At 41.0% G+C, this 20,394-nt stretch carries 19 protein-coding genes and 1 pseudogene; 4 read left to right on the top strand and 16 right to left on the bottom strand.

The features are described 5' to 3' along the window. Positions 1 to 17: 17 nt before the first annotated feature. From MHH91_RS01250 to MHH91_RS01195, 12 genes are all read right to left on the bottom strand, one after another. Positions 18 to 716 carry a YqeB family protein gene (locus MHH91_RS01250; protein WP_014471381.1) on the bottom strand — a complete coding sequence of 233 codons (699 nt, stop codon included), beginning with the start codon at positions 714 to 716 and terminating at the stop codon, positions 18 to 20. 110 nt (positions 717 to 826) lie between these two features. Continuing rightward, the gene (locus MHH91_RS01245) at positions 827 to 1,075 is read right to left on the bottom strand and encodes a sigma-G-dependent sporulation-specific acid-soluble spore protein CsgA (RefSeq protein ID WP_041481694.1); all 249 of its coding nucleotides are present in this window, start codon (positions 1,073 to 1,075) and stop codon (positions 827 to 829) included. Between the two features lie 93 nt (positions 1,076 to 1,168). Then, entirely contained in the window at positions 1,169 to 1,645 is a 477-nt protein-coding gene (locus MHH91_RS01240) for a DUF4879 domain-containing protein (protein WP_014469659.1), read from the bottom strand. Between the two features lie 104 nt (positions 1,646 to 1,749). Continuing rightward, positions 1,750 to 1,929: a hypothetical protein gene (locus MHH91_RS01235; protein ID WP_013350871.1), complete on the bottom strand. Its 180-nt coding sequence runs from the start codon at positions 1,927 to 1,929 to the stop codon at positions 1,750 to 1,752. Between the two features lie 13 nt (positions 1,930 to 1,942). Beyond that, positions 1,943 to 3,085: an ABC transporter permease gene (locus MHH91_RS01230; RefSeq protein WP_013350870.1), complete on the bottom strand. Its 1,143-nt coding sequence runs from the start codon at positions 3,083 to 3,085 to the stop codon at positions 1,943 to 1,945. Next, a complete protein-coding gene (locus tag MHH91_RS01225; RefSeq protein ID WP_013350869.1) occupies positions 3,082 to 4,269 on the bottom strand; it encodes an ABC transporter permease in 1,188 nt (395 codons plus the stop codon). The genes MHH91_RS01230 and MHH91_RS01225 overlap by 4 nt, the downstream gene beginning before the upstream one ends. 9 nt (positions 4,270 to 4,278) lie before the next feature. Beyond that, positions 4,279 to 5,214 carry an ABC transporter ATP-binding protein gene (locus MHH91_RS01220; protein WP_013350868.1) on the bottom strand — a complete coding sequence of 312 codons (936 nt, stop codon included), beginning with the start codon at positions 5,212 to 5,214 and terminating at the stop codon, positions 4,279 to 4,281. A gap of 138 nt (positions 5,215 to 5,352) precedes the next feature. Beyond that, the gene (locus MHH91_RS01215; protein WP_013350867.1) at positions 5,353 to 5,997 is read right to left on the bottom strand and encodes a response regulator transcription factor; all 645 of its coding nucleotides are present in this window, start codon (positions 5,995 to 5,997) and stop codon (positions 5,353 to 5,355) included. Positions 5,998 to 6,001: 4 nt separating this feature from the next. Next, complete coding sequence (locus tag MHH91_RS01210) at positions 6,002 to 7,114, bottom strand: sensor histidine kinase (protein WP_013350866.1); 1,113 nt, start codon at positions 7,112 to 7,114, stop codon at positions 6,002 to 6,004. Positions 7,115 to 7,127: 13 nt separating this feature from the next. Beyond that, entirely contained in the window at positions 7,128 to 7,841 is a 714-nt protein-coding gene (locus tag MHH91_RS01205) for a YjjG family noncanonical pyrimidine nucleotidase (RefSeq protein WP_013350865.1), read from the bottom strand. A 91-nt stretch (positions 7,842 to 7,932) separates the two neighbouring features. Next, entirely contained in the window at positions 7,933 to 9,318 is a 1,386-nt protein-coding gene (locus MHH91_RS01200; protein WP_014469651.1) for an amino acid permease, read from the bottom strand. Between the two features lie 424 nt (positions 9,319 to 9,742). Continuing rightward, positions 9,743 to 10,174, bottom strand: coding sequence for a MarR family winged helix-turn-helix transcriptional regulator (locus MHH91_RS01195; protein WP_014469650.1), 432 nt, complete (start codon positions 10,172 to 10,174; stop codon positions 9,743 to 9,745). A gap of 196 nt (positions 10,175 to 10,370) precedes the next feature. Between MHH91_RS01195 and MHH91_RS01190 the strand changes: the two genes are divergently transcribed. The 3 genes from MHH91_RS01190 (at position 10,371) to MHH91_RS01180 (ending at position 12,393) form a co-directional block, all read left to right on the top strand. Beyond that, positions 10,371 to 10,775 carry a CidA/LrgA family holin-like protein gene (locus tag MHH91_RS01190; RefSeq protein WP_014469649.1) on the top strand — a complete coding sequence of 135 codons (405 nt, stop codon included), beginning with the start codon at positions 10,371 to 10,373 and terminating at the stop codon, positions 10,773 to 10,775. Next, the gene (locus tag MHH91_RS01185) at positions 10,745 to 11,437 is read left to right on the top strand and encodes an LrgB family protein (RefSeq protein ID WP_013350861.1); all 693 of its coding nucleotides are present in this window, start codon (positions 10,745 to 10,747) and stop codon (positions 11,435 to 11,437) included. The genes MHH91_RS01190 and MHH91_RS01185 overlap by 31 nt, the downstream gene beginning before the upstream one ends. A gap of 110 nt (positions 11,438 to 11,547) precedes the next feature. Next, a complete protein-coding gene (locus tag MHH91_RS01180) occupies positions 11,548 to 12,393 on the top strand; it encodes an aldo/keto reductase (RefSeq protein WP_014471380.1) in 846 nt (281 codons plus the stop codon). A gap of 50 nt (positions 12,394 to 12,443) precedes the next feature. On the opposite strand, the gene MHH91_RS01175 is transcribed toward MHH91_RS01180, so the two are convergent. Continuing rightward, a complete protein-coding gene (locus tag MHH91_RS01175; protein ID WP_014471379.1) occupies positions 12,444 to 13,610 on the bottom strand; it encodes a DUF4885 family protein in 1,167 nt (388 codons plus the stop codon). Between the two features lie 134 nt (positions 13,611 to 13,744). Here MHH91_RS01175 and MHH91_RS01170 point away from each other — a divergent pair, with 134 nt between their 5' ends. Continuing rightward, positions 13,745 to 14,626 (top strand): hypothetical protein, encoded by an 882-nt coding sequence (locus MHH91_RS01170; protein WP_014471378.1) that lies wholly within the window; start codon positions 13,745 to 13,747, stop codon positions 14,624 to 14,626. 76 nt (positions 14,627 to 14,702) lie between these two features. Here MHH91_RS01170 and MHH91_RS01165 read toward each other — a convergent pair. From MHH91_RS01165 to MHH91_RS01155, 3 genes and pseudogenes are all read right to left on the bottom strand, one after another. Further along, positions 14,703 to 15,170, bottom strand: a pseudogene (locus tag MHH91_RS01165) (ABC-2 transporter permease); the annotation flags it as partial. Between the two features lie 99 nt (positions 15,171 to 15,269). After that, entirely contained in the window at positions 15,270 to 18,572 is a 3,303-nt protein-coding gene (locus tag MHH91_RS01160; RefSeq protein WP_237701442.1) for a hypothetical protein, read from the bottom strand. Between the two features lie 216 nt (positions 18,573 to 18,788). Then, positions 18,789 to 19,970 (bottom strand): hypothetical protein, encoded by a 1,182-nt coding sequence (locus tag MHH91_RS01155; protein ID WP_237701441.1) that lies wholly within the window; start codon positions 19,968 to 19,970, stop codon positions 18,789 to 18,791. Between the last annotated feature and the right edge of the window lie 424 nt (positions 19,971 to 20,394).

Genomic DNA, 20,394 nt, shown 5'->3' with positions numbered 1-20,394 from the left:
AACGGCGGCAGCTTTTTTTATGCAGACGGCGTTTTATAGATCCGCCAATATTGGCGTGACCCTTGATCCCGCACGGTAATGCCCAGTTTGGAGATTTCAGCTTTCAGTTCTTTCGCATCAGCCTTCTCATCCTGTTTCAGCGCTTTTTGTCTCGCTTTTAAAAGAGCATTGGCCCCCGGCTCCAAATCCGGCATGTCCGGCACCCACCGTTTGTATTCATCTTTAAAAGGATCTTCCGTCCCCAGCCAGACATACCCATGCCCGCGAAATGCATCAGCTGCTTTTTCAACGGCCGGCTCAAGCTTTTCCCGAAAAAGCTCCTGCCCTTCAGCCCCCAATAAAACAAGCTGCTTTTGATCCGTAAACACACCGGAAATGCTGTCTTTTGAAAACACGCTTTCTTCATTATGTATGGTTAAGGACACCTCTCTATCCGTTACGACTGCCACAAGACTTTCTTTAAAAGCAGCCCTCGTCAGCCAGATCCCTCCGAATAAACCGATAACGGCGGTCACAGCCGCAGCCTTCCATCCGGGAAAAGAAGCGATGATTCCAAGCGGCCCCTGAAATGGCAGCCAATCCAATGAAACGGCCCATTTCGCAATGACCGGCAGAAACCATCCGATGACCAGCCCCACTAATGGCGGCACCAGAAAAACCAAAGCTTTCTCAACTGATGACAATTCAAGTACCGTCTGTTTTTTTATTTCGTTCATTTTTCTCCTCCGTCTGTTTTTGTCACAACTATCCATTATACAAAGATTTGGATGATACTGTAAACTGTTTCCAAACAATAAAAAAAAGCCCCCGTCAGCCGGGAGGCTTTTTAAAACAGAAGCTCATATACTTCATTCAATTCCATTGTGCGCTTCTCATCCTGCTCGTTCTCAGCATATTTGATTTCCTTCTCAAGCACCTGATTTAACGCATCCATTTCCAGATCATTAAGATCTTTCACAAACTCACCTTCATTTGCATAATGCTTCACCTGCAGCTTTTTATAAATCCCGCGGCAAACGTCATGCTCCAAATGGTTTGAAAGCGACTCGCGCAAATACCCGAGTGTCTTGTCCATCATGTAAGCCCTCCCTCTTCTTTAAGAATAGCTTCCCGGAAAGAGAGAAAAACTATACATAAAAGCCCGGCATCTGCACACCGGGCGTTTGTTTTAATTCTGTACCTGAATAGAGAAAAATCCGCTGCTTAACGGTGTATACGGCCCATTCAGCCCCGTTGCGGAGAAAGAGAACGTTCCTGAACTGACATAAGAAAGAGGAACGCTGTAATATTTAATGTAGCCTGTAATGATATTGCCGTTTTTCGTATATTCATCTTCCAGCGCTTTTGACGTAAGATTTGTAATATTCGTCCCGTTGTTAAACGCCTGAATCGTGTTATTGTTCGGATACCCTTGGAAGTATACCGCTAAATAACCCGTAGTGCCCTTCATCGGTTTTGATGCGCTGATTTGGTTCGGCCCGATATTTTCCCATTGATAATTCTGTCCGTCAGAGGTCACTCCGATAATACGGATTTGTGTTAAAGCAGGAGCCGGCGCCGCAGACGCTGACGGGGCCCACAATCCGCTTACCAGCATTAAAACAGCGGCAGCCGCGGCAAATAACATAACGATTCTCTTTTTCATGTTTCTTCCTCCCTTTATCATATTTTCATAGAACACTTACTATTTTACATGATTTACAAGGAAAAAGATTACATTTAGGTGAATAGTCCGGAAAACTTTGTGAACTAGATATGAAACGCTCTGGAAGCACCATTGATAATGAGAAAGATGCCGCAGATTCTTAACACGATCCTTGAACTTCTGTCATCTTTACCGAAAAAGGTTTTTCCCAGTTTGCCGATCCATACGTTCATTGCGGCTCCCGCGAGCATTTCTATTATTCCGATTACTTCTGCCATATACAAAGCAGTCATCCTCCTAACCGTGTTTTTTCATATTCCGGCTTATCAAATAAAGTGACAAGGCCAGAAACACTGCGCCGGCAGCAAGAAACAGGCTCAGCGGCGCAATCTGCGTGCTGCTGCCCCCATTGTTTTGAAACGCGCCGATCGCCCATTTTTCAGGCGTAAACAAAGACAGCGTCCGCATGTACTCCGGAGCCGAATCTAAAGTGAAGAAGGCCCCTCCCAATAAACCCGTGACAGCTATAAATACGGAAGCAAGCGATGTGAATTGCTTTTGGCTTTTCATAAACGGTATTACCGCCATCGTTACAGAAGTGAGCGCAAATGAGCAGGCCGCAAGCACCGCTCCCGCAGCAAGAACGTGATCGGCAAAACGGATATGCAGCATGAATTTTCCCGCAGCGAGAATCACTATAATATGCAGAAGTCCGAAAAGATACGCCGCCGCAAACTTAGAGATGGCATATGCCGTATAGGAAACGGGCGTACTCAGCAATCTTGCATATGTATGATTTTCTTGTTCATCTATAAATGACCGCAAGCTTTGGACCGCAACGAACCAAATAAACATCACTAAAAAACCGATGAGCCTGCCGGCCGCTTGTCCGCCTGCATAAACGTGATGGCGGTCAACTGTGACGGCAGAACGGTCCTGAATATCCTTCAGCAGATCAGACGCCGACTGCTTCCCGTCAGAGTGCAGCGTCCGGGACATCACCTTTGCATCGCGGACTATTTTTTTCAGGGTTCCCGCCTGCTGGGCAATCAGCTGCTCTGTCAAAACAGCATCACCCTTTTCTTCATTCTGAATAAATGAAACATTCAATTCGTCTCTGGAAAATAATGTCTCTTCAAAATGAGAGCCAATCAGCAATCCGAAGGAAATATCCTGATGATTGACTTTTGTCTTTAAAACGTCCTCCGTTACCTTCGTGACTTTTACATGGCCGGCTGTCTGAATCATTTTCATAAATTGTCCCGAGAAGACACTCTGATCCGCATCAGCCACATATACTTCCCTCTGCTGACTGTCATCCGCAGAAAAGGAAAAGAAATAAGTCAGGAGGAGCGGAACGGAAATCGTCGCAAAGATGGCGGCCCGATTTTGCAGCATCAGTTTCAGCTGATGTCTGATCATGAATAACAGCTGCGTCATGAAACAGCCTCCTTCCGCTTAAACACCCATATGGTCAAACATAAAAACACAGCGCCGATGGCAAAAAGCTCTGCCAAATCCGCCGAAATACCGCTCAGACCTGCATGCTGGGTGACACTTACATAGCTGTTTATGGCTTTCCCGTTCGGTATCAGCTCCTGCACGATTTTCAAACTGTCAGGCAGGCTTTCCTTTGTGATAAAGCTTCCGCCTAAAAAACTGAATCCATACAAAATGGGAGCCGCCATGCTTGAGACGGTCTCGTGGTTTTTTGCAGTAACCCCCCACAGAAGCACAATACTGCCGATCGCAAAAGAATAAACGATCGTAACCAGCAATATCTCAAATAAGTTGCCCCATTTTACCTGATACAAGATGCTGCTTACGATGATGACGGCAGCCATTTGCACAAGGATGGCAAACATGATTCCCAAAAGCTTGCCCGCCACGTACTGTATATGTAAAACAGGCATTGATTTGATTCTGAATAACGTGTGCTGCTGTCTTTCTTCCACTATGCCGTGAATGAGCGCAAACGCGGTCATGATGGAGAACATGACGACCATCGCGATTGAATAATACTGCATCGCATCAATCGGAGCCGCTTGATTGCCGGCCGTCCGTTTCGGTATGGTGACAGCCTGTTCATGTTCACTGGAAAGGCCGCTGATTATGCTGCTGACATCCTTCTTTGACAGATGTCCCGACTGCTTCAGCACCGCTTTTTCCTCACTGTTTTCCGCTTTTAGTCTGGTAACAAACGAATCGGCCATCATTTCAACAATGTCTCCGTTTACAGAGTCTTGTTGGTCTGAGATGACTTTGATACTTGTTTTTTTATTGTTTTCTGCCGCTTTTGCAAACCCTTTCGGCACGTATACAAAAACGGAGACTTTGCCGCTTTCGACAAGCTGTTTCCCTTCTTGATAACTGCTTATGTCTATTACACGGATAAGATCATTTTGTTTCAGAACGTCATTCTTTAATGCGTCTCCTAAAGAACTCTCCGCGTGATCCGCATTATAAAACGCGGTCTTGAATGACTTCACTTTCGAATCGCCGTGAAAAACTGTTCCTAAAATAAAAATCATCAGCGCCGGAAACAGAATCAGTTTTATATAGAAAGACTTTTCCCTGGTCAATAACCGAAAATCTAATAAAATCAGCCTGAATAATGTTTTCATGACGCCCCCCTATGAATCCCGCAGCGTTTTGCCGGTAAGCCGGAGGAAGATGCTTTCCAGATTCGCTTCCTCAAAATGAATGCCCTTGATGGTGATACCGGTTTTTCTGATATCATCCGCAATATCAAGGATATTCCGATCTGCCGCAGAAACGAGCATAGAAATATTCTGATGGCTGACGGCAGCCTCAGACACACCGGGAATGCGGCGGATTTTTTGAACGGCCTCATCATTCAGATCCTCTGTATTCACAATCAGGGTATCAGAGGCTTTTGCTGACTGTTTCAATTCGTCTTTCGTCCCGCAAGCAATGATTGAGCCGTGATCCATGATCGCCGCTCTTTCACAGAGATATTCGACTTCTTCCATGTAATGGCTCGTGTAGATGACGGTCATCCCTTTTTCTTGATTTAACGTCTTAACGGTTTCAAGAATATGGTGTCTGGATTGCGGATCAATTCCGACGGTCGGTTCATCTAAAATGAATAGTTTCGGTTCATTCATTAGAGCAGCGCCGATATTCACCCGTCTTTTCATACCGCCTGAAAATTCAGACACTCTTTGGCTGCGCTGTTCCTTTAATTCGATGATGTCCAGCACTTCATCAACCCGTTTATAGAGCTCCTTACCGGAAAGTCCGTACAGACTCCCGAAAAAAGCCAAATTATCCTTTGCGCTTAACGCTTGATATAAGGCTATTTCCTGCGGGACGACACCCATCACTTTTTTTATGGCCGCAGGCTGTTCCTGTAATGGTGTTCCGTCAATGCAGATTGTTCCGCCCGTCGGTGAGAGCACGGTGCTGATCATTGACACCGTTGTTGATTTTCCGGCGCCGTTCGGCCCCAGCAGGCCGAATATTTCCCCTTTTTCGACGCGCAGCGATATATGATTGACGGCGGTGAAATCGCCGTACTTCTTTGTCAAATCGGTTAATTCGAGCATTCGTGCAGCACTCCTTGTATCATGTCTGCACTTATTCTACTCTTTGAAATTCTTGTTTTCTATTCACTTTCGTACTCGATATGGATATTACTTTCGTCATATGTTTGAAGAGAAAAAGAGAGGAGGGTGAAGCGGGGGTTATATCATTTTTTGCAAATATAATGTAAGCTCGGTTCTGTTTGTGACTTCAAGTTTGTCGAGGATTCTGGATACATAGTTCTTCACGGTGCCCTCAGTCAGAAACAAGTCTGCGGCAATGCGTTTATTGCTTTTGCCTTCCATAATGTGCTTTGCCACATCAAGCTCTCTCGGCGTGAGAATCTCCGTCAGATTTGATTTCGGTTCCTCCTGCACGGCAGGGATGTCCATATGATTGAGCGCTTTTACGACTTGAACCGTGACTTTGGGGTTCAGCATCATATTCCCTTCACAAACGGCTTTAAGAGAGGCGACAATTTCATCTGAATCAGCATCCTTCAAGATGTAACCGTCAGCACCGCTTTTCAGCCCGGCAAAAATATAGTGTCCATCTTCAAACGTTGTCAGAATGATGACTTTCACAGACGGATATCTGTCTTTTACCGCTTTTGTCGCTTCGATTCCGTCCATGCCGGGCATTCTGATATCCATCAAAATCACATCAGTTTCGGTTTGCGGAAGCAGATTGAGAACTTCTTCGCCGCAGGAAGCTTCTCCTGATACTTCAATTCCTTCGTGGAGGCTCAGGATCATTTTCAGCCCCTCTCTTACAATAGACTGATCGTCTGCGATCATGACATTCACTTGATCATTCCTCCTTGCACGGAATCCTTATTTTCACGTCAAAACCCGTTTCATTTCCGGAAGAGAAAACGGCTTCTCCGCCAAGTGCGGCCGCTCTTTTTTCAATTCCTTTCAGACCGTTTGATTTTATGATCGTTCCGCAGGCTGAGCCGTTATTATGAATATGTGCCGCTATCATGTTCCGGTCTTTTTGAATCCGGACGGAAACATATGAAGCATGTCCGTGCTTCATCGCATTCGTAATCGTTTCCTGAACGGATTGATAAAGACAGTGCTTCACATCCGGCTGTGCCGCCTCTATGGCTGCATCCATCTCAAGCTCGAAGCGTATGCTTCCCGCCTCTTGAAAATGGCTGAAAATGTCACGGAGCGCTTGTTCAAATTCCCGCCCCGACAAAGAGCCCTGCAGCAGCGTAACCGCCTGGCGTAGCTTCAAAATGGACTCTTTCGTAAGATCATGCGCCTTATGAATGAGTTGATGCCCGGCTGTCTTCCCGGCAAATTCCAAATTCATTTTCAGAGCAGCCAGATAATGACCGAGCGAATCATGCAGCTCCTGCGCAATTCTTGTTCTTTCTTTCGTAACGGCCAGTTCCTCAATGCGGTCCGAATATTCCTTCAATGTGGCGTTAGCCGTCTTCAGCTCTCGGTTCAGCAATTCAACCTTCGACTTCTCCTGCAGATTTTTCCGATATAAATAAATCACCGCAAACATGATGAAGTATGGCAGCACAATATCACTGACACCCGCTCCGGCGGCATATAAAGCTCCGCCAAATGCGGCGGCGTTCACCGTTACCAAAACAGCTGAAATCTGATGATCAGTGATAAGGACCTCCACCAATAAAAGCACCATTATGGCCTGCGTTCCCGCACAATAGACATTGTATAGCAGAAATCCTGCCATCACGTTGCTCAGAAGAAAAGATCCGTGATATATGGCGGGCCGTCTCTTCATATATATCGGCCGCAGACAGTCATTAGCCGTCAGCAGCACCACGAGTGCAGACAAAAAAACCTTCAGATCCCCCCGGCCGGAAGGAAGCTGAAGAATCGTATGAAAGATGGACAGTAACGCAAAACCCCTGATCAGTAACTTCGTATGTGCAATCTTCATCCTAATCCTCTCCTTACAGATGAGCGGCGGCTTTTCGTTCTACTTTCAATACATCATACAGCTCATCAAGCGATTGAATCTCATACGTCGGGATGATCCCGGACTCATTTTCTTTCTTCCCGGGATTAAACCAGCATGTATCAATTCCCGCCATCTGACCGCCTTTTATGTCCGCGCTCAATGAATCGCCGATAATAAGCCCGTGTTCGGCAGAAAAACCGGGAATTCTCGCAAACACATAATCAAAGTATTCCTTCATCGGCTTTTGAAAACCCGTATCCTCAGAAACAAACACATCTTTAAAAAACGGATACAGACCGGAGTCGCCCAGCCGCTTATATTGTGATCGCGACACCCCGTTTGTCACAATGTATAAATCAAATGAAGGACTCAGCCTTTCAATCAGCTCATAAGCTCCGTCTATCATCTGGTGCCCTTCTTCTAAGTATTGGCGGTACGTCTGATTCATCAGCACGCCGTCCGCTTCGAGGCCGTATTCTTTAAACAAAAGGGCAAACCTTGTATTCACCACTTCATCGCGGGTCATTTCACCCTCTTCAAACGCCTTCCACAACCCTTGATTTAACGCTTTATAACGGGCCTCCACCTCTGCCGTCAGGTCCAGCTTTGAACCTTGAAACAATTTTTGAAGAGCATCGGTTTCTGAAGCGGTAAAATCCAGCAGCGTATTGTCTATATCAAATAATAACGTACGGTAGTGACTCATCGATGTTTCCCCCGGTTCTGCTTTTTTATCCAGTATACCACTCGCGGACAAGCCGAAAAAGACACCCCTTTAAGAGAGGTGTCTTTTTGAGTTATACAGCGTCTTCTATTTTCGATTCTTCATCAGGCATGCGCTTGCCAATGCCGAACGCATAATAGCTGACCGTCACAATCGCCAGAAAAATCACCCCGACGACCAAAGATATCCGCGTATCTTTGTTAAACCACATGCCGACCAGCACCATCAATAAGAAAGCGATCGTCAAATAGTTTGTCACTGGCGCAAAAGGCATTTTAAACGGGTGCTTATCAAGCTCAGCGCCCTTTGCTCTTCTGAAACCGAGATGGCTGATTAAAATGACGAACCACGGAATCATTCCCGGAAGCACACTCGCGCTGTAGACATAGACAAAAATTTTCGGAGGCGCGATATAGTTCAGGACGACACCGATCACAAGTCCGATTAATACTGCAAGCGTACCGAATATCGGAACACCGCTCGAAGAAACTTTCTTAAAAAATTTCGGCGCCTGACCGTTCACGCCCAATGTATAAAGCATGCGTCCCGCGCTGAAAATCCCGCTGTTACAGCCGGACATCGCAGCGGTAATCACAACAAAGTTAATCAAGCCGGCCGCTGCCGTAATTCCGACTTTCGCAAATGTCGAAACAAACGGACTGCCGAGTGAGTGAAGCTCATCCCACGGATACACGGTGACGATAACGAAAATCGCACCGATGTAGAAAATCAAAATCCGCCAGATAATGCTCTGAATCGCGCTTCGCAGCGTTTTTTGAGGGTCCTTCGCTTCCCCCGCCGTAATCCCGATCAGTTCGACCCCTTGATAAGCCGCAATGACCAGTGATAACGCAAAGAAAAATCCGGAAAACCCATTTGTAAAGAAACCGCCGTGCGACCATAAATTAGATAATCCGATCGCATGGCCGCCGTTACCGAAACCGAAGAAAATAATCCCGATTCCGGCAACAATCATCAGAATAATGGTTACGATTTTGATCATGGCAAACCAAAATTCAAACTCACCGAAAGATTTTACCGAAATCAAATTCGCCGCACCGAGAATGGCCATGGCGATAATGCCGGGAATCCATGCAGGCAGATCAGGAAACCAATATTTCATATACGAACCGACGGCGATAATTTCAGACATCCCGACGATCACCCATTGAAACCAGTTGCTCCACGCCGTCATATAGCCGGCTAACGGATGTATATACTTATGGCCGAATGTCGCAAACGACCCTGTACTCGGCTCTACATAGAGCATTTCGCCCATCGCACGCATGATAAAAAAGATAAAGATACCGGAGATCGCATAAGCAAGCAGAACGGACGGCCCGGTCCATTCAATCGTGCTGGATGACCCCATGAATAAACCGACACCGATCGTGCCGCCCAGCGCAATCATCTGGATATGACGCGCGCCTAAGCCTCTCTTTAATTCTTTGTTTGCCACTTCGCTTCCTCCTCTTAACAGCTCAGATATATGTGAAATAATGAAGCAGAAGGTGCACCTGTTTGAACCTAACTCAATCTTCATTTCCCGCAATATTAGAAATATTCTATCTTCCTATTGTTATATAATCTCTAATTTCCTTATCTCATCATAATAAATTTTCGTGGAAAATACAATTGTTTTTTTCAGGTAAACACCTTACACCCTAAACCAGAATACTCAAATTAAAGCGTTTTCATTTTAATAAATTATGAATATTAAGATAATAAAAGCTGCAATCTCCGAGAAACACTATTTCCCGGGATAAATGTTTTCCGCCCCCCATTCTATAAAATTTTTGCTAAAGCAGAATGGCGTAAAGCCTTCCCTCTTCCATTCTCCTTCATATACGCCATAATCCTGCTTAACCGGGAAAAATCATTCACTAATCGATAAATGCCTCATTCAGCCGCAGCAAAAGCCTGCCGAACATTTCTTTTTCATCGCCGGACCAATCATCAAGCATGCGCTCATATCGATCAAGTCGCATCTTTTTATCAGCTTTTAACCTCTGCCTGCCAAGCTTCGTAATCGCAAAAAGACTGACCCGTCCGTCGGAAGGATCGGATAAACGCTGGATCAGCTCCTTCGCCTCCAAGGCCGCGGCCTGGCGCGACAATGTAGAAATATCAAGCTTAAAGGATTCGGCCAATTCCTTCACACGCGCCGGTCCGAATTCATCCAGCTGCCGTAATAACAAATACGAGGCCCTTTCCAGATTTCCGATTTTGCGGTCGGAGTTATCAAGATAAACAGCCCTCCTAATAAAAGTGGTGAGCTCATATTCAATTAATTCAATCGGATCTTGTTTTGACAAACGGCTTCACTCCTTACAATTGACATCAGCAATATTAGTTGTATAATACAAACATATGCACATTTACTCAGAAAACATATAGAAATTTTTTGCATACATATATTTGTATAGTACAAATATATGCACCAAAAGTAAAGAAACTTACCGAAGCAACAAGAAAGGGGGAAGCTGCTCTTCTCCAAAGAACAGCATCGTCGTGAAAGTCATACGCATCATATTGCAAATCATTATTTTATTCGCATTTTCCTTTATCGGGGGAGCCATTCAGCAGCTCTGTCATCTGCCCATTCCCGGCAGCATTATCGGTTTGATCCTGCTCATCATATGTTTATCGGTTAAGATCATTCCCGTCAAAATGATTGAAGACGGAGCGGGATTTTTGCTGTCTTTTCTTCCGTTGTTATTCATTCCGGCCATGACGGGGGTCATCAATTATCCGTCACTGTTTTCCGCAAGCGGAGTGGCCCTGTTTTTGATCGTTGTGCTGAGCACTCTCGTCACAATGATCGCCGCAGGGTACGCCAGCCAGCTGTTAGAGCATAAAGCCAATCAGAGAAAGGAGAAAAAGAAGTGCAGCAAACATGTATCGCAATCCTTATAATTTTGTTCACGGCCGCCGCCTATCTGGCCATGGTGAAATTATATGTGCGCTTTCCTTATCCCTTTCTCATACCCGTTCTGACGACTACGATTTTCATAATCGCTGTGCTGCTTGTTTTTCATATTTCGTATAAAGAGTATATGATCGGCGGACAATGGATCAATTCACTGCTCGGCCCGGCCGTGGTGGCTTTGGCATACCCGCTTTATAAGCAGCGCCGTATGTTAATCAAGTATATGTTTCCGATTATCGGCGGCGTGCTGGCCGGTTTATTCTCCGGAATGGTCAGCGGCCTGTTATTTGCAGAACTGTTCGGCATCAGCCGGAGTTTGATTTTGTCAATCATTCCAAAATCAATCACAACTCCGGTCGCCATTCAAATCGCATCAGGAATCGGCGGGGTCCCTTCCATGACAGTCGTGTTCGTCATGATCGCAGGGTTTTCCGGCGTCATCTTAGGCCCGCTGCTTCTCAAGTGGATCCGCATCCGCAGTTCACTCGGAAAAGGAATCGCATTCGGGAGCGCTTCCCATGCGCTCGGCACCTCAAAAGCGATGGAATACGGAGAATTAACAGTCTCCATGAGTTCTGTTTCCATGACGCTCTGCGCCGTATTAGGGTCGGTCTTCGGCCCCGTCGTTGCATGGATGTTTCAAATATAAAGCTGGCGGTTTTCCGTCAGCTTTTTTCATGTGCAGGTCATCTCACTTTCTTCCATTATTATGTTTCATTTGTAAGATTAATGGTAAAGTAGAAACCAAGGAGGGATTTAATGATGACTGCAGCAATTCCGCAAAAGAAACTGCTGGATGGGACAAGCATTCCCGCGATCGGCTTCGGTACATACGCTCTTAACGGGAACAACGGCGTTCATGCCGTCAACAGCGCCATTGATATCGGCTACCGCCTGATTGACACTGCTTATAACTATGAAAATGAAGGGATGGTCGGTGAAGCCATCCGCAGAAGCTCAGTTCCGAGAGAACAGTTATACGTGACGTCCAAACTTCCGGGGCGCTACCATGAATATGACAAAGCGGTACAGACAATCCAAGAATCTTTATATCGCGCCGGTCTGGATTACTATGACCTGTATCTTGTCCACTGGCCGAATCCGAAACAAGACCGCTACACGGAAGCATGGCAGGCACTGATTGATGCGAAAAAATGGGGCCTGATCCGTTCCATCGGCGTCTGCAATTTCCTGCCTGAACACATTGAACGGCTCGAACGTGAAACCGGCGTAAAGCCAGGCATTAACCAAATTGAATTACATCCCGCTTTTAATCAGCAGCAGCAGCGTCAATGGCATGAGGAACAGGGCATCGTGACAGAATCATGGAGCCCGTTATCCCGCGCCGGAGAAGTATTGAACGATCAAAAACTCGGACAGATTGCGGACAAATACGGCAAAACCATTTCTCAAGTCATTTTACGCTGGCATATCCAGCTGGGCGCCATCCCGATTCCAAAATCAGCATCGCCCGAGCGCCAGCTTGAAAACATCTCCGTTTTTGATTTCTCCCTTGATGAAAATGACATGAAGATCATCGATTCGCTTACCCGCGCGGACGGACGCATAAATGGCCAAGACCCGGCGGAGTATGAGGAATTTTAAGAAGACGAATATAGAAAAGCTGACGAAGAGATTTCGTCAGCTTTTTAATTTTATATACGCACGCCCAGCTGCCGCTTCCATTCAGAAAGCCAGTCCGTATCCCCTGATCCGTATTGCTTGCGTTGGCCGACGTCACGCAGAGACCCGTCTCTATAATCAATTGACAGCACCAAATCAGGAATGGCATCATACCCCGTTCTCGCCAGCTTCGTGAGCCCCTGTCCGTAATGGGCGGCTGCTTCTGCGGCCGTATGTCTCAGCAAAGGATCTTGCTGCAGCGCTTCTTTATAGACGTCTAAAAGGTCGCGGCCGTCTTCTGTGACGTACTTTCCGTTCACAATCTGCAAGTCTTTCAGATGATAGCCGGTCACCTCATACATTTCCCGAACGACTTGATATTTCTCATACGCTTCTGCCGTAAACTGCGAGGAATCATCACTCCGGCTCCGAATGATGTGCGCAAACAGCTCTTTGCTGTTTTCCCCAGAGTTTAAGACGGCTTCAATCTGCTTAGTGAGCTCTTCATCGTCCGTTCCGCTCACTTTTAACAGATAATCAATCGGTGATATCGTAAATGTAAGGTTCGCGCCCTCCGGAATCTGAATATGATTCCGATGGAAAAGCATCTCAATCTGCTGATTGACCTGCCCGCGCTGAAACACCTTTTCATTTTCTCCCTCAATCTCTCCGCTGAGCGTTTCACCCCGAAATGCCGCATCACGAAAATCATAGCTTTGGGCTTTCCCTTTAAACAGCCATTCCGTTTCATTATGATAAGCGGCCTGACGCTCTGATTCCGATAAATCACTCCTGAAATAAGGCGAATTGGCACGCTGATATTTGTCCTTAATATAACCTAAAGGATCAGGCTTTCGTTTATTGATTTCGTTGATACGGCTGTATTTCTCATTAAGAATCTTGCTCGCAATATCACTCTCAGACTCATACGGATTATTGGCTTGAATCACCGTCTCATTCCCAGTATCCGTAACGGTTTTCTGATTTGCGGATTGATATAAACGGGACAGGCTGCTCCCTTTCTCAGTGACACCGCTCCTTGAATAATTCACCTGGCTCAGATCGCGGCTCCCGCCTGCCTGAATCAATAAGCTGTCCGTTCCTTTTGCCGCATCTTTCACATTTGTTTTGGAAGAATACCGCTGAAGCACTTGCTGAGCCATTACTTGATTTTTTATATATCGAGCGTTTAGGCGCATGTTTTTAACCTCCGCTTGAGATGATGTTCTAGTGTTTTTATCGGCTGTCTTCCAGTAGATTTTAACCTTAAATAACAAATGTTTACATAGCTAATGTTTTTATGTATGATGTAGTCAAAAAGGGGGATTTTTCCATGAAGAAGTGTATATTGATTCTATTTGTCAGTGTCATCGTTTTATCAGGCGCATTGTTTGCATCTTCACCTTCAGCCTCTGCGTCTCAAAAGAACTCGTTACAAATAAGCGCCATTACAGGAAATCATTCATTTGAAACTGCCAATCCAGTAGGCTACTGGAAATATAAAAATATTGATACTGCCATATTGCCAAAAGGGGAAAAAGATTCGTATTTCACTTTCACGGCAAATAAGGGAGAAAGACTTTATGTCAGGAGTTCAACAAGAAGTGAATACAAGGGAATGGACATTGAAATTTATAATAAAAATAAAGTACTGATCAGTAAAGGCACAGAAGTGATAAATCCTGATACGGCACTGCCTTTTATCTATGCGAATACAGATGCGAAAGAAAATAACGAGACGTTCTACGTGAAAGTGTCCCGCGGCTCCTACACTGACGATATGTACTTTACACTCTCCATTTACGACCGAATCAAATCCGGCAGTGAGACTTTCTCATTCAGCGGCACAGCTGAAAATAATGGAAATACAAGCCTCAGTCCGAATGGATCAGATTCAACTGCTCTTAGACTCGACTTAACCAAACAGACAAGCATTCCAAGAGACGCCACAGTGAAAAGAATCAACACCACCGCAACCCAAACACCAAGCCAAGGAAATACAAGCCACTACATCATGTCGGAAGAAAATAAAGTGTGGCACCGTGCACTTGCAAACAGCTCCACACAAGGAAATTACGGTATTACACTGGATGATAACCTCACAGCGGCAAGCATCTGGAATTTTAAATACAACACACTCGCAACAGCTAAATCGACTATGAAAAATGTAAAATTGAAGATTGATTATGAGTACGATGTGACAACGCAGTTTTAATTAGAAGAACAGCCGCCCATTGTGCGGGCGGCTTTCTGCTTGGAATTTAAGTAAATTTATGAGCCCGTGCCATGCCTTATCCTGTTGTAAATTCTTTTTTACGATAGATAGCTGCGGCAATGAAAAAAGAAATGATATATAATATAACGCCGATAATGATATATATAATAGGGACATATAAAGAAGGATTTATGTGCAAAAATGACAGTGGTAATTTTTCTGTTACATAACCAACGACACTTTGCAATCCAAAGGTAGTAAAAAGCCCTCCCATTGCACCTCCAATCACAATCGCATCAGACTTTTCCGGGCCCATAATGTAGAGAAGAGGATAAACGATTGCACCGGCAAAGAGAACGATGAACGTTCCGAAAGAGACAATATTCAAAATGCCGTCAACAGGTTCCTCAGCACTCAGGCTGTATACAAAGAAAATACCATAAGATATTACAGCCCCGATCACAACAACCAAAAGATAAAAGAAATAGTGACTTTGAACAATATTTGTTCTGCTGACCGGTAAAGTCAGGACATATTTGTCATGCGCCTTGACATTCTTTACATTTCACCATTAAATACACTCCTACTATTTTATATTTATTTTTAAAGATAATAATCTTAAGTTAGCATTCAACTATTTTTACTACACAATAGATTCCCTTAGCATATAACTAACTGTAGAACCTCTATTGACCAAAAAATTCAAAACAACTATCACTTTATTACGTAATGCGGGTTTTTTCTTGAAACTCAATCTATTTTCTAAAATATATCGTTGCATATACTCTTCTATATAATATTCCGTATTCACTTCTAACTTTTTTTGTTCAAGATGCGGATTATTGTTAATTATTTCATATAACCAATCAATCCCTTGTGAAAGATAATTATTATATCCAACAGTATTTAAAACTCTTCCAATCGCATACAAAACACCTGGCTTATAACCTAATTCATAACTTATATATCTAAAAAATAAATGGTCATCCTTCTTTAATGAATGCCAAGATTTTATCTTATCGTTCCACCAGTGGAATGCAAATAAATAAGTTATAACTATTTGATGAATATCATCATGATATTCTCTTGAAGAAACGGTTCTATCCCTTTCTTCTGTTTTTTTACATAAAGATATTATAATAGGTTGAATATTATTCCATATATTCCAAAACTCATCATACTTATCCATTTCATCTTGTTTAAGAATAATATCTCTTAAAAGCCATTCAAAGCTTTCACAACTATTTATAAATGGTTCAAAAGCTCTTATTAATTTCTTTTGTTCCTCTAATGATATACACATCAAATATTTTGCCAACCATTTAATATACTCCATTTCGGTTTCTATATTTGCTACAACATCTTCTCTTCTTTTATGTCGTTTTTCAAATAAGATTTCCCAAATATTTTTTCCGATTTCTATTGATTTCATTACAGTAATCTCATTAGTTGGTGCCAAAAGCATATTTAAATTAAGTAACGAATTATAACTTAAATGTGAAAAATCATTAGGAATAGCATAGACATTTTTTATAATATTATTTATTACATGTTGATTTTTATTGATAAATTCAATCGATGAAATTCCATTATATATTCTAACCTCTGAATCATATAGAGGTTTTAATTCAACATAACCACAGAAAATACCTGATGCTATTTTAAAATTTGTTTCCCACATTTTGGTTGAAAAAGTTTGAATTACTAGTTTATTAGAATCTAGTATTAATATTAAAAGTAATTCAATAGATTTCTTTAGAGATATGTCACTCATATCTTCATTAGAAATTATTAGTGGCAAAATATAAATTGCCGCTTCAAAACCACTTCCTGTTTGAATAACATTCCCACTTTCAATGTTCAATTCAATAAAATTTAAAATACTATCTTTACAGTAGTGACAGTCATCTTCTGAAATTAATTCTTTATAGTCCCTTATTAATATAGCGAAAACATATATCGGAGCATACTTCTGAAGATAAAAATATTCATTATTTTCACTCTCCCAAATTTCTCTAGCTTCCCCTAAGGCTTTTAAAGGATTATTTTCATAGTCTATATACTTTTCACTATCCCTTTTATGCTCAAAACGTGCAATTGACCACATATACAAATCATTTCTATTAAATATTTTTCTGTTTTTCTCTTCCGTTTTATTATGAATTTCAACTAGAGAAGCAGGTAGTTCTGTCACCAAAGAGGCATATGTGTGTCCATCCTTTTCGAAAAAATTATCAGTATCAAGCTTTAATTTTCTGATATCCATTCTATAGTATACGAATTGATATTCTTCCTCAAATTGCTCTATTTTCTCAAACACTTTATCGAGTTGACTATATAAAATTTTATTTCTATTCTCTAAAACTTCAATAGGTAGTTTTTCTAAATTTAATTGATACTCAAGAATTACATCTTCTAGCCTTTTCTTTCTAAAAGCTTGATTATTGGTCCTTATTCTCTCGTCTTCATACAATTTGTTAGCCGGAACTACACCCTTCAAAAAATTTGAACCAAATTCTTTAACAGCTCGGATGTTATCTAATATAAAAACCTCTTTGGAAGAAATTAATATGCATGCGATGTTAAATAACTTTTGAGGGTATGCCTCCACTAAACTTACTACTACTGATGTTAGAGCTGCCGATTGAGAACTTAATAGTTTTATACAAATCTTTTCTATAACACCTGGTATTTCTTCGAAAACAAGTAATAACCATCTTTCTAACGCCATCAGGATACTTTCAAGTAAATTAGGAGCTGGATATGTACCTCTGTGCATCAGCCATAAACGTTCGCTCGCTACTTGCTCTATTTCTTTTCCATTAGATAGATTAATTTTAATTGTTAAGAGTTCATCATACTTCTCGACCAATTCCGAATTGGAGTAATCTATGGTTATCTTATTGAATAACTCTATAATAAAATCTATTGTCTCCCAAGGGCTAGACTGCAATAGTCTAAATATAGGAGTTTGAAAGGCACTTGATGGATAATAATCATGAGAAGTTGAGTCATTTAGTTTAAAAGCATCTTCAATTTCACGTGGACTATAAAACATACTGTCTTTAAAAAACCAATATTTATTTGCTAAATCAAATACTAATTTAGGATTCGAGTCAACTAAATTTCCACAATTGTATACATTAGTTAATCCCTGCACACACAAATCATAATATTTATGCAGATGATTAAAATCTGTATCTGTTGTTACCTCTTCTACAATGATAGATAACTCACTGTCAATTTCCCAGGCACTTGATAATATTACATTATTTATTTTCTCGATTTTTTTATCATTTAACTTATAGATTAATGATTTATCAGCTTTTACTTTATTGTATAAATATAATGCAATTAAACCTGCATGTTTGGTTTCAATGCCTTTTACATTATGTGAAGTCCAACTATATAAACATTCAATAACTAACATTATATTTTGAGGTTTCCATTCTATTGCTGTTAGATTTTCATAGATGAAATTAAAAATATAACCCCATCCTGCTCCAGTTGGCTTTGTGGATCTATAAAGATTTGCAGATTTTTGTTCTTCAGAAGTTAAAATTTTATTCCAAAAGTCATTATTTATAATTCTACACGTAGTATTTAATAAGAATATTGCCCTGAATAATAATTTGTATTCATCTCTAGTTAACATGGATTTTATAAAGTTTATTGAAATTTGATTATCTTCAATGCTCATTAAAGTTATCAAAATCTCATCTTGCCAAATTGAAGAAATTTTACTTGTATAAAATACTTCTATAATAAAATCTTTAATACCTTCAGTTTTTTGTACCAACTTATCTTTAAGCCATAAACGAAGATTTTTTCTCACAACTAAACTGTCACCAATCTCTTCAAAAAAGCTTTTACAGTCTTCTTTCTTAATATATAAATTTTCAAATATATGTTTTAATACAATTTCTTCGTAGATATCATGACTCAAGGAATATCCTCTCATAACTTCATCATAGAATATTATTTCATCTTCCCTGAGTGCCGCAATTGCTTCTGAATCATCATATAGTTGATATTCATAGTAATATACACCCTTATTCGCACAAGATAGGACAATATTACAAATAGTCTTTTCTCTACGAATATCTAACTCTCTATAATGATTAGTATTTTTAATTTTATACGTCCATATACTTTCTATAAATTATTCAATTGTTAAAATATCGCTATCGCTTTCACAAGCTATCTCAATATATAAATTCAGATAAAACAAATTACAAATTAGATTAATATAGGATTCTTCTTTCGGAAGAGGAAAATCTGAATCCTTTAATAAATATTGTAATTCTTGTTTTGACAAAGTCTCTATCTTTAATTCTTGATATCTTACCCCATTTAAAAAAGTATTAATAAAATTATCCTTGTGTACTGTCCTTACTGTAAAAATAATTTTCCATCCATACTTAATCGATAAGTTCACAAACTCATTAAATATATCTCGGTTATTCATCACTAATACTTTTTCCGTGGAATCAATCAAACAAACCTTATTTTCATCGTCTTGGAAAAGCTTTAAATAATCTTCAAAAGTATACTCTCCAAATCTCCTTGAGAACTCTGCAAAAGTAGTAACATCAAAATCTGTCGCTTTAAAAGCGATATTAGCTCTATTTTCATTTTCTAATAAATCTTTTGCAAAGCCCGACTTACCTGATCCCCCCTCACCATAAATAATTAAACATGGAATTTCTGACTCATAAAAAGAGTGGATATCAAAATCATTATTTTTATTTATTTTAATGATTTGGTCTCTATATCTTATAGTTGACTTTATATTCTCTAATTTACTTTGACTATGAAGTTTAACTTGAGCTAAGTACCCTTTAATTCCTGAATCTGGATTAAAAAAATAATCTCTAATAAGTTCCAATTCGGGTCTCATTAACATTATCTCGAAATTACTTTTGACTCTCCATTCCACAAGAATATCTCTCTCAAGTCCATATTCTTCAATTTCTGTTTGATATTCAGGCTTTACAGTATCTTTCTTACTACTTGCACTCAATTCTTTATTCGTATAAATTATAAATCTATCAATTTCAGGGTATTTAGTTTTTGCGCCCTTAATAGCATTTTTTAATTCTGTTTTTTTATCAGCAATACTAGTGCCTGCATCGTAATATTTCGCCTGAAATCCAATACATCCTTCTTCAGTTGTTACAGGTAAAGTTTCCACATATGGCTGATTAAAGTATCTAAATATTCCTGTTTCGATTTTAAACTCATGACAAAAAAGTATATAAGCTAAATATTCAAATACATCTCTAGTCTTCTCAGTAAATTTATATTGAAACACATCCCAATTAATTGCTATATCTTTATACATAACATTACCTCTTAGTAAATTTTTCTGATTATTACTTTAGTTCTATGACTATCAATTAATCCACTTAAAATTTGAGGATAACAATAGCTTTTATTCTGCTGGTTATTAATGAAACATATTAAAGTTGAAAAATGCTCTGTCTTCACGTTCTACTTCAATCATGCTGACTTCTTATTTGGAAATAGCTTGAACTCAGCAATCACATACTTCCTTTCAGTAACACCATCACTCAAATAAACAAACCAGAAAACTCCTTCAAACTCTCATCTGCAATAACGATTGTTTCTTCAACAGATAGCAGTGGATATTGTTCACGTATATCAATTACCAAATCGTAATATTCTAACAAATAGAAGTACGTGTAACGTGACCCAATGAAGGTACATCTTGAATTGTCACCCACGGCTTATAATTAGCCCCTAAC

The organism is Bacillus sp. FSL K6-2819 (assembly GCF_038008305.1).
Classification (GTDB): Bacteria; Bacillota; Bacilli; order Bacillales; family Bacillaceae; genus Bacillus; species Bacillus amyloliquefaciens.
Note: the sequence above shows the minus strand (reverse complement) of the source record. Positions and strands in the feature narration are given on the sequence as shown.

Excerpts from the sequence above, each read along its gene's own strand:
- MHH91_RS01250 (WP_014471381.1), bottom strand. The coding sequence starts at position 716 with ATGAACGAAATAAAAAAACAGACGGTACTTGAATTGTCATCAGTTGAG.
- MHH91_RS01245 (WP_041481694.1), bottom strand. The coding sequence starts at position 1,075 with ATGGACAAGACACTCGGGTATTTGCGCGAGTCGCTTTCAAACCATTTG.
- MHH91_RS01240 (WP_014469659.1), bottom strand. The coding sequence starts at position 1,645 with ATGAAAAAGAGAATCGTTATGTTATTTGCCGCGGCTGCCGCTGTTTTA.
- MHH91_RS01230 (WP_013350870.1), bottom strand. The coding sequence starts at position 3,085 with ATGACGCAGCTGTTATTCATGATCAGACATCAGCTGAAACTGATGCTG.
- MHH91_RS01225 (WP_013350869.1), bottom strand. The coding sequence starts at position 4,269 with ATGAAAACATTATTCAGGCTGATTTTATTAGATTTTCGGTTATTGACC.
- MHH91_RS01220 (WP_013350868.1), bottom strand. The coding sequence starts at position 5,214 with ATGCTCGAATTAACCGATTTGACAAAGAAGTACGGCGATTTCACCGCC.
- MHH91_RS01210 (WP_013350866.1), bottom strand. The coding sequence starts at position 7,114 with ATGAAGATTGCACATACGAAGTTACTGATCAGGGGTTTTGCGTTACTG.
- MHH91_RS01205 (WP_013350865.1), bottom strand. The coding sequence starts at position 7,841 with ATGAGTCACTACCGTACGTTATTATTTGATATAGACAATACGCTGCTG.
- MHH91_RS01180 (WP_014471380.1), top strand. The coding sequence starts at position 11,548 with ATGATGACTGCAGCAATTCCGCAAAAGAAACTGCTGGATGGGACAAGC.
- MHH91_RS01175 (WP_014471379.1), bottom strand. The coding sequence starts at position 13,610 with ATGCGCCTAAACGCTCGATATATAAAAAATCAAGTAATGGCTCAGCAA.
- MHH91_RS01170 (WP_014471378.1), top strand. The coding sequence starts at position 13,745 with ATGAAGAAGTGTATATTGATTCTATTTGTCAGTGTCATCGTTTTATCA.
- MHH91_RS01155 (WP_237701441.1), bottom strand. The coding sequence starts at position 19,970 with ATGTATAAAGATATAGCAATTAATTGGGATGTGTTTCAATATAAATTT.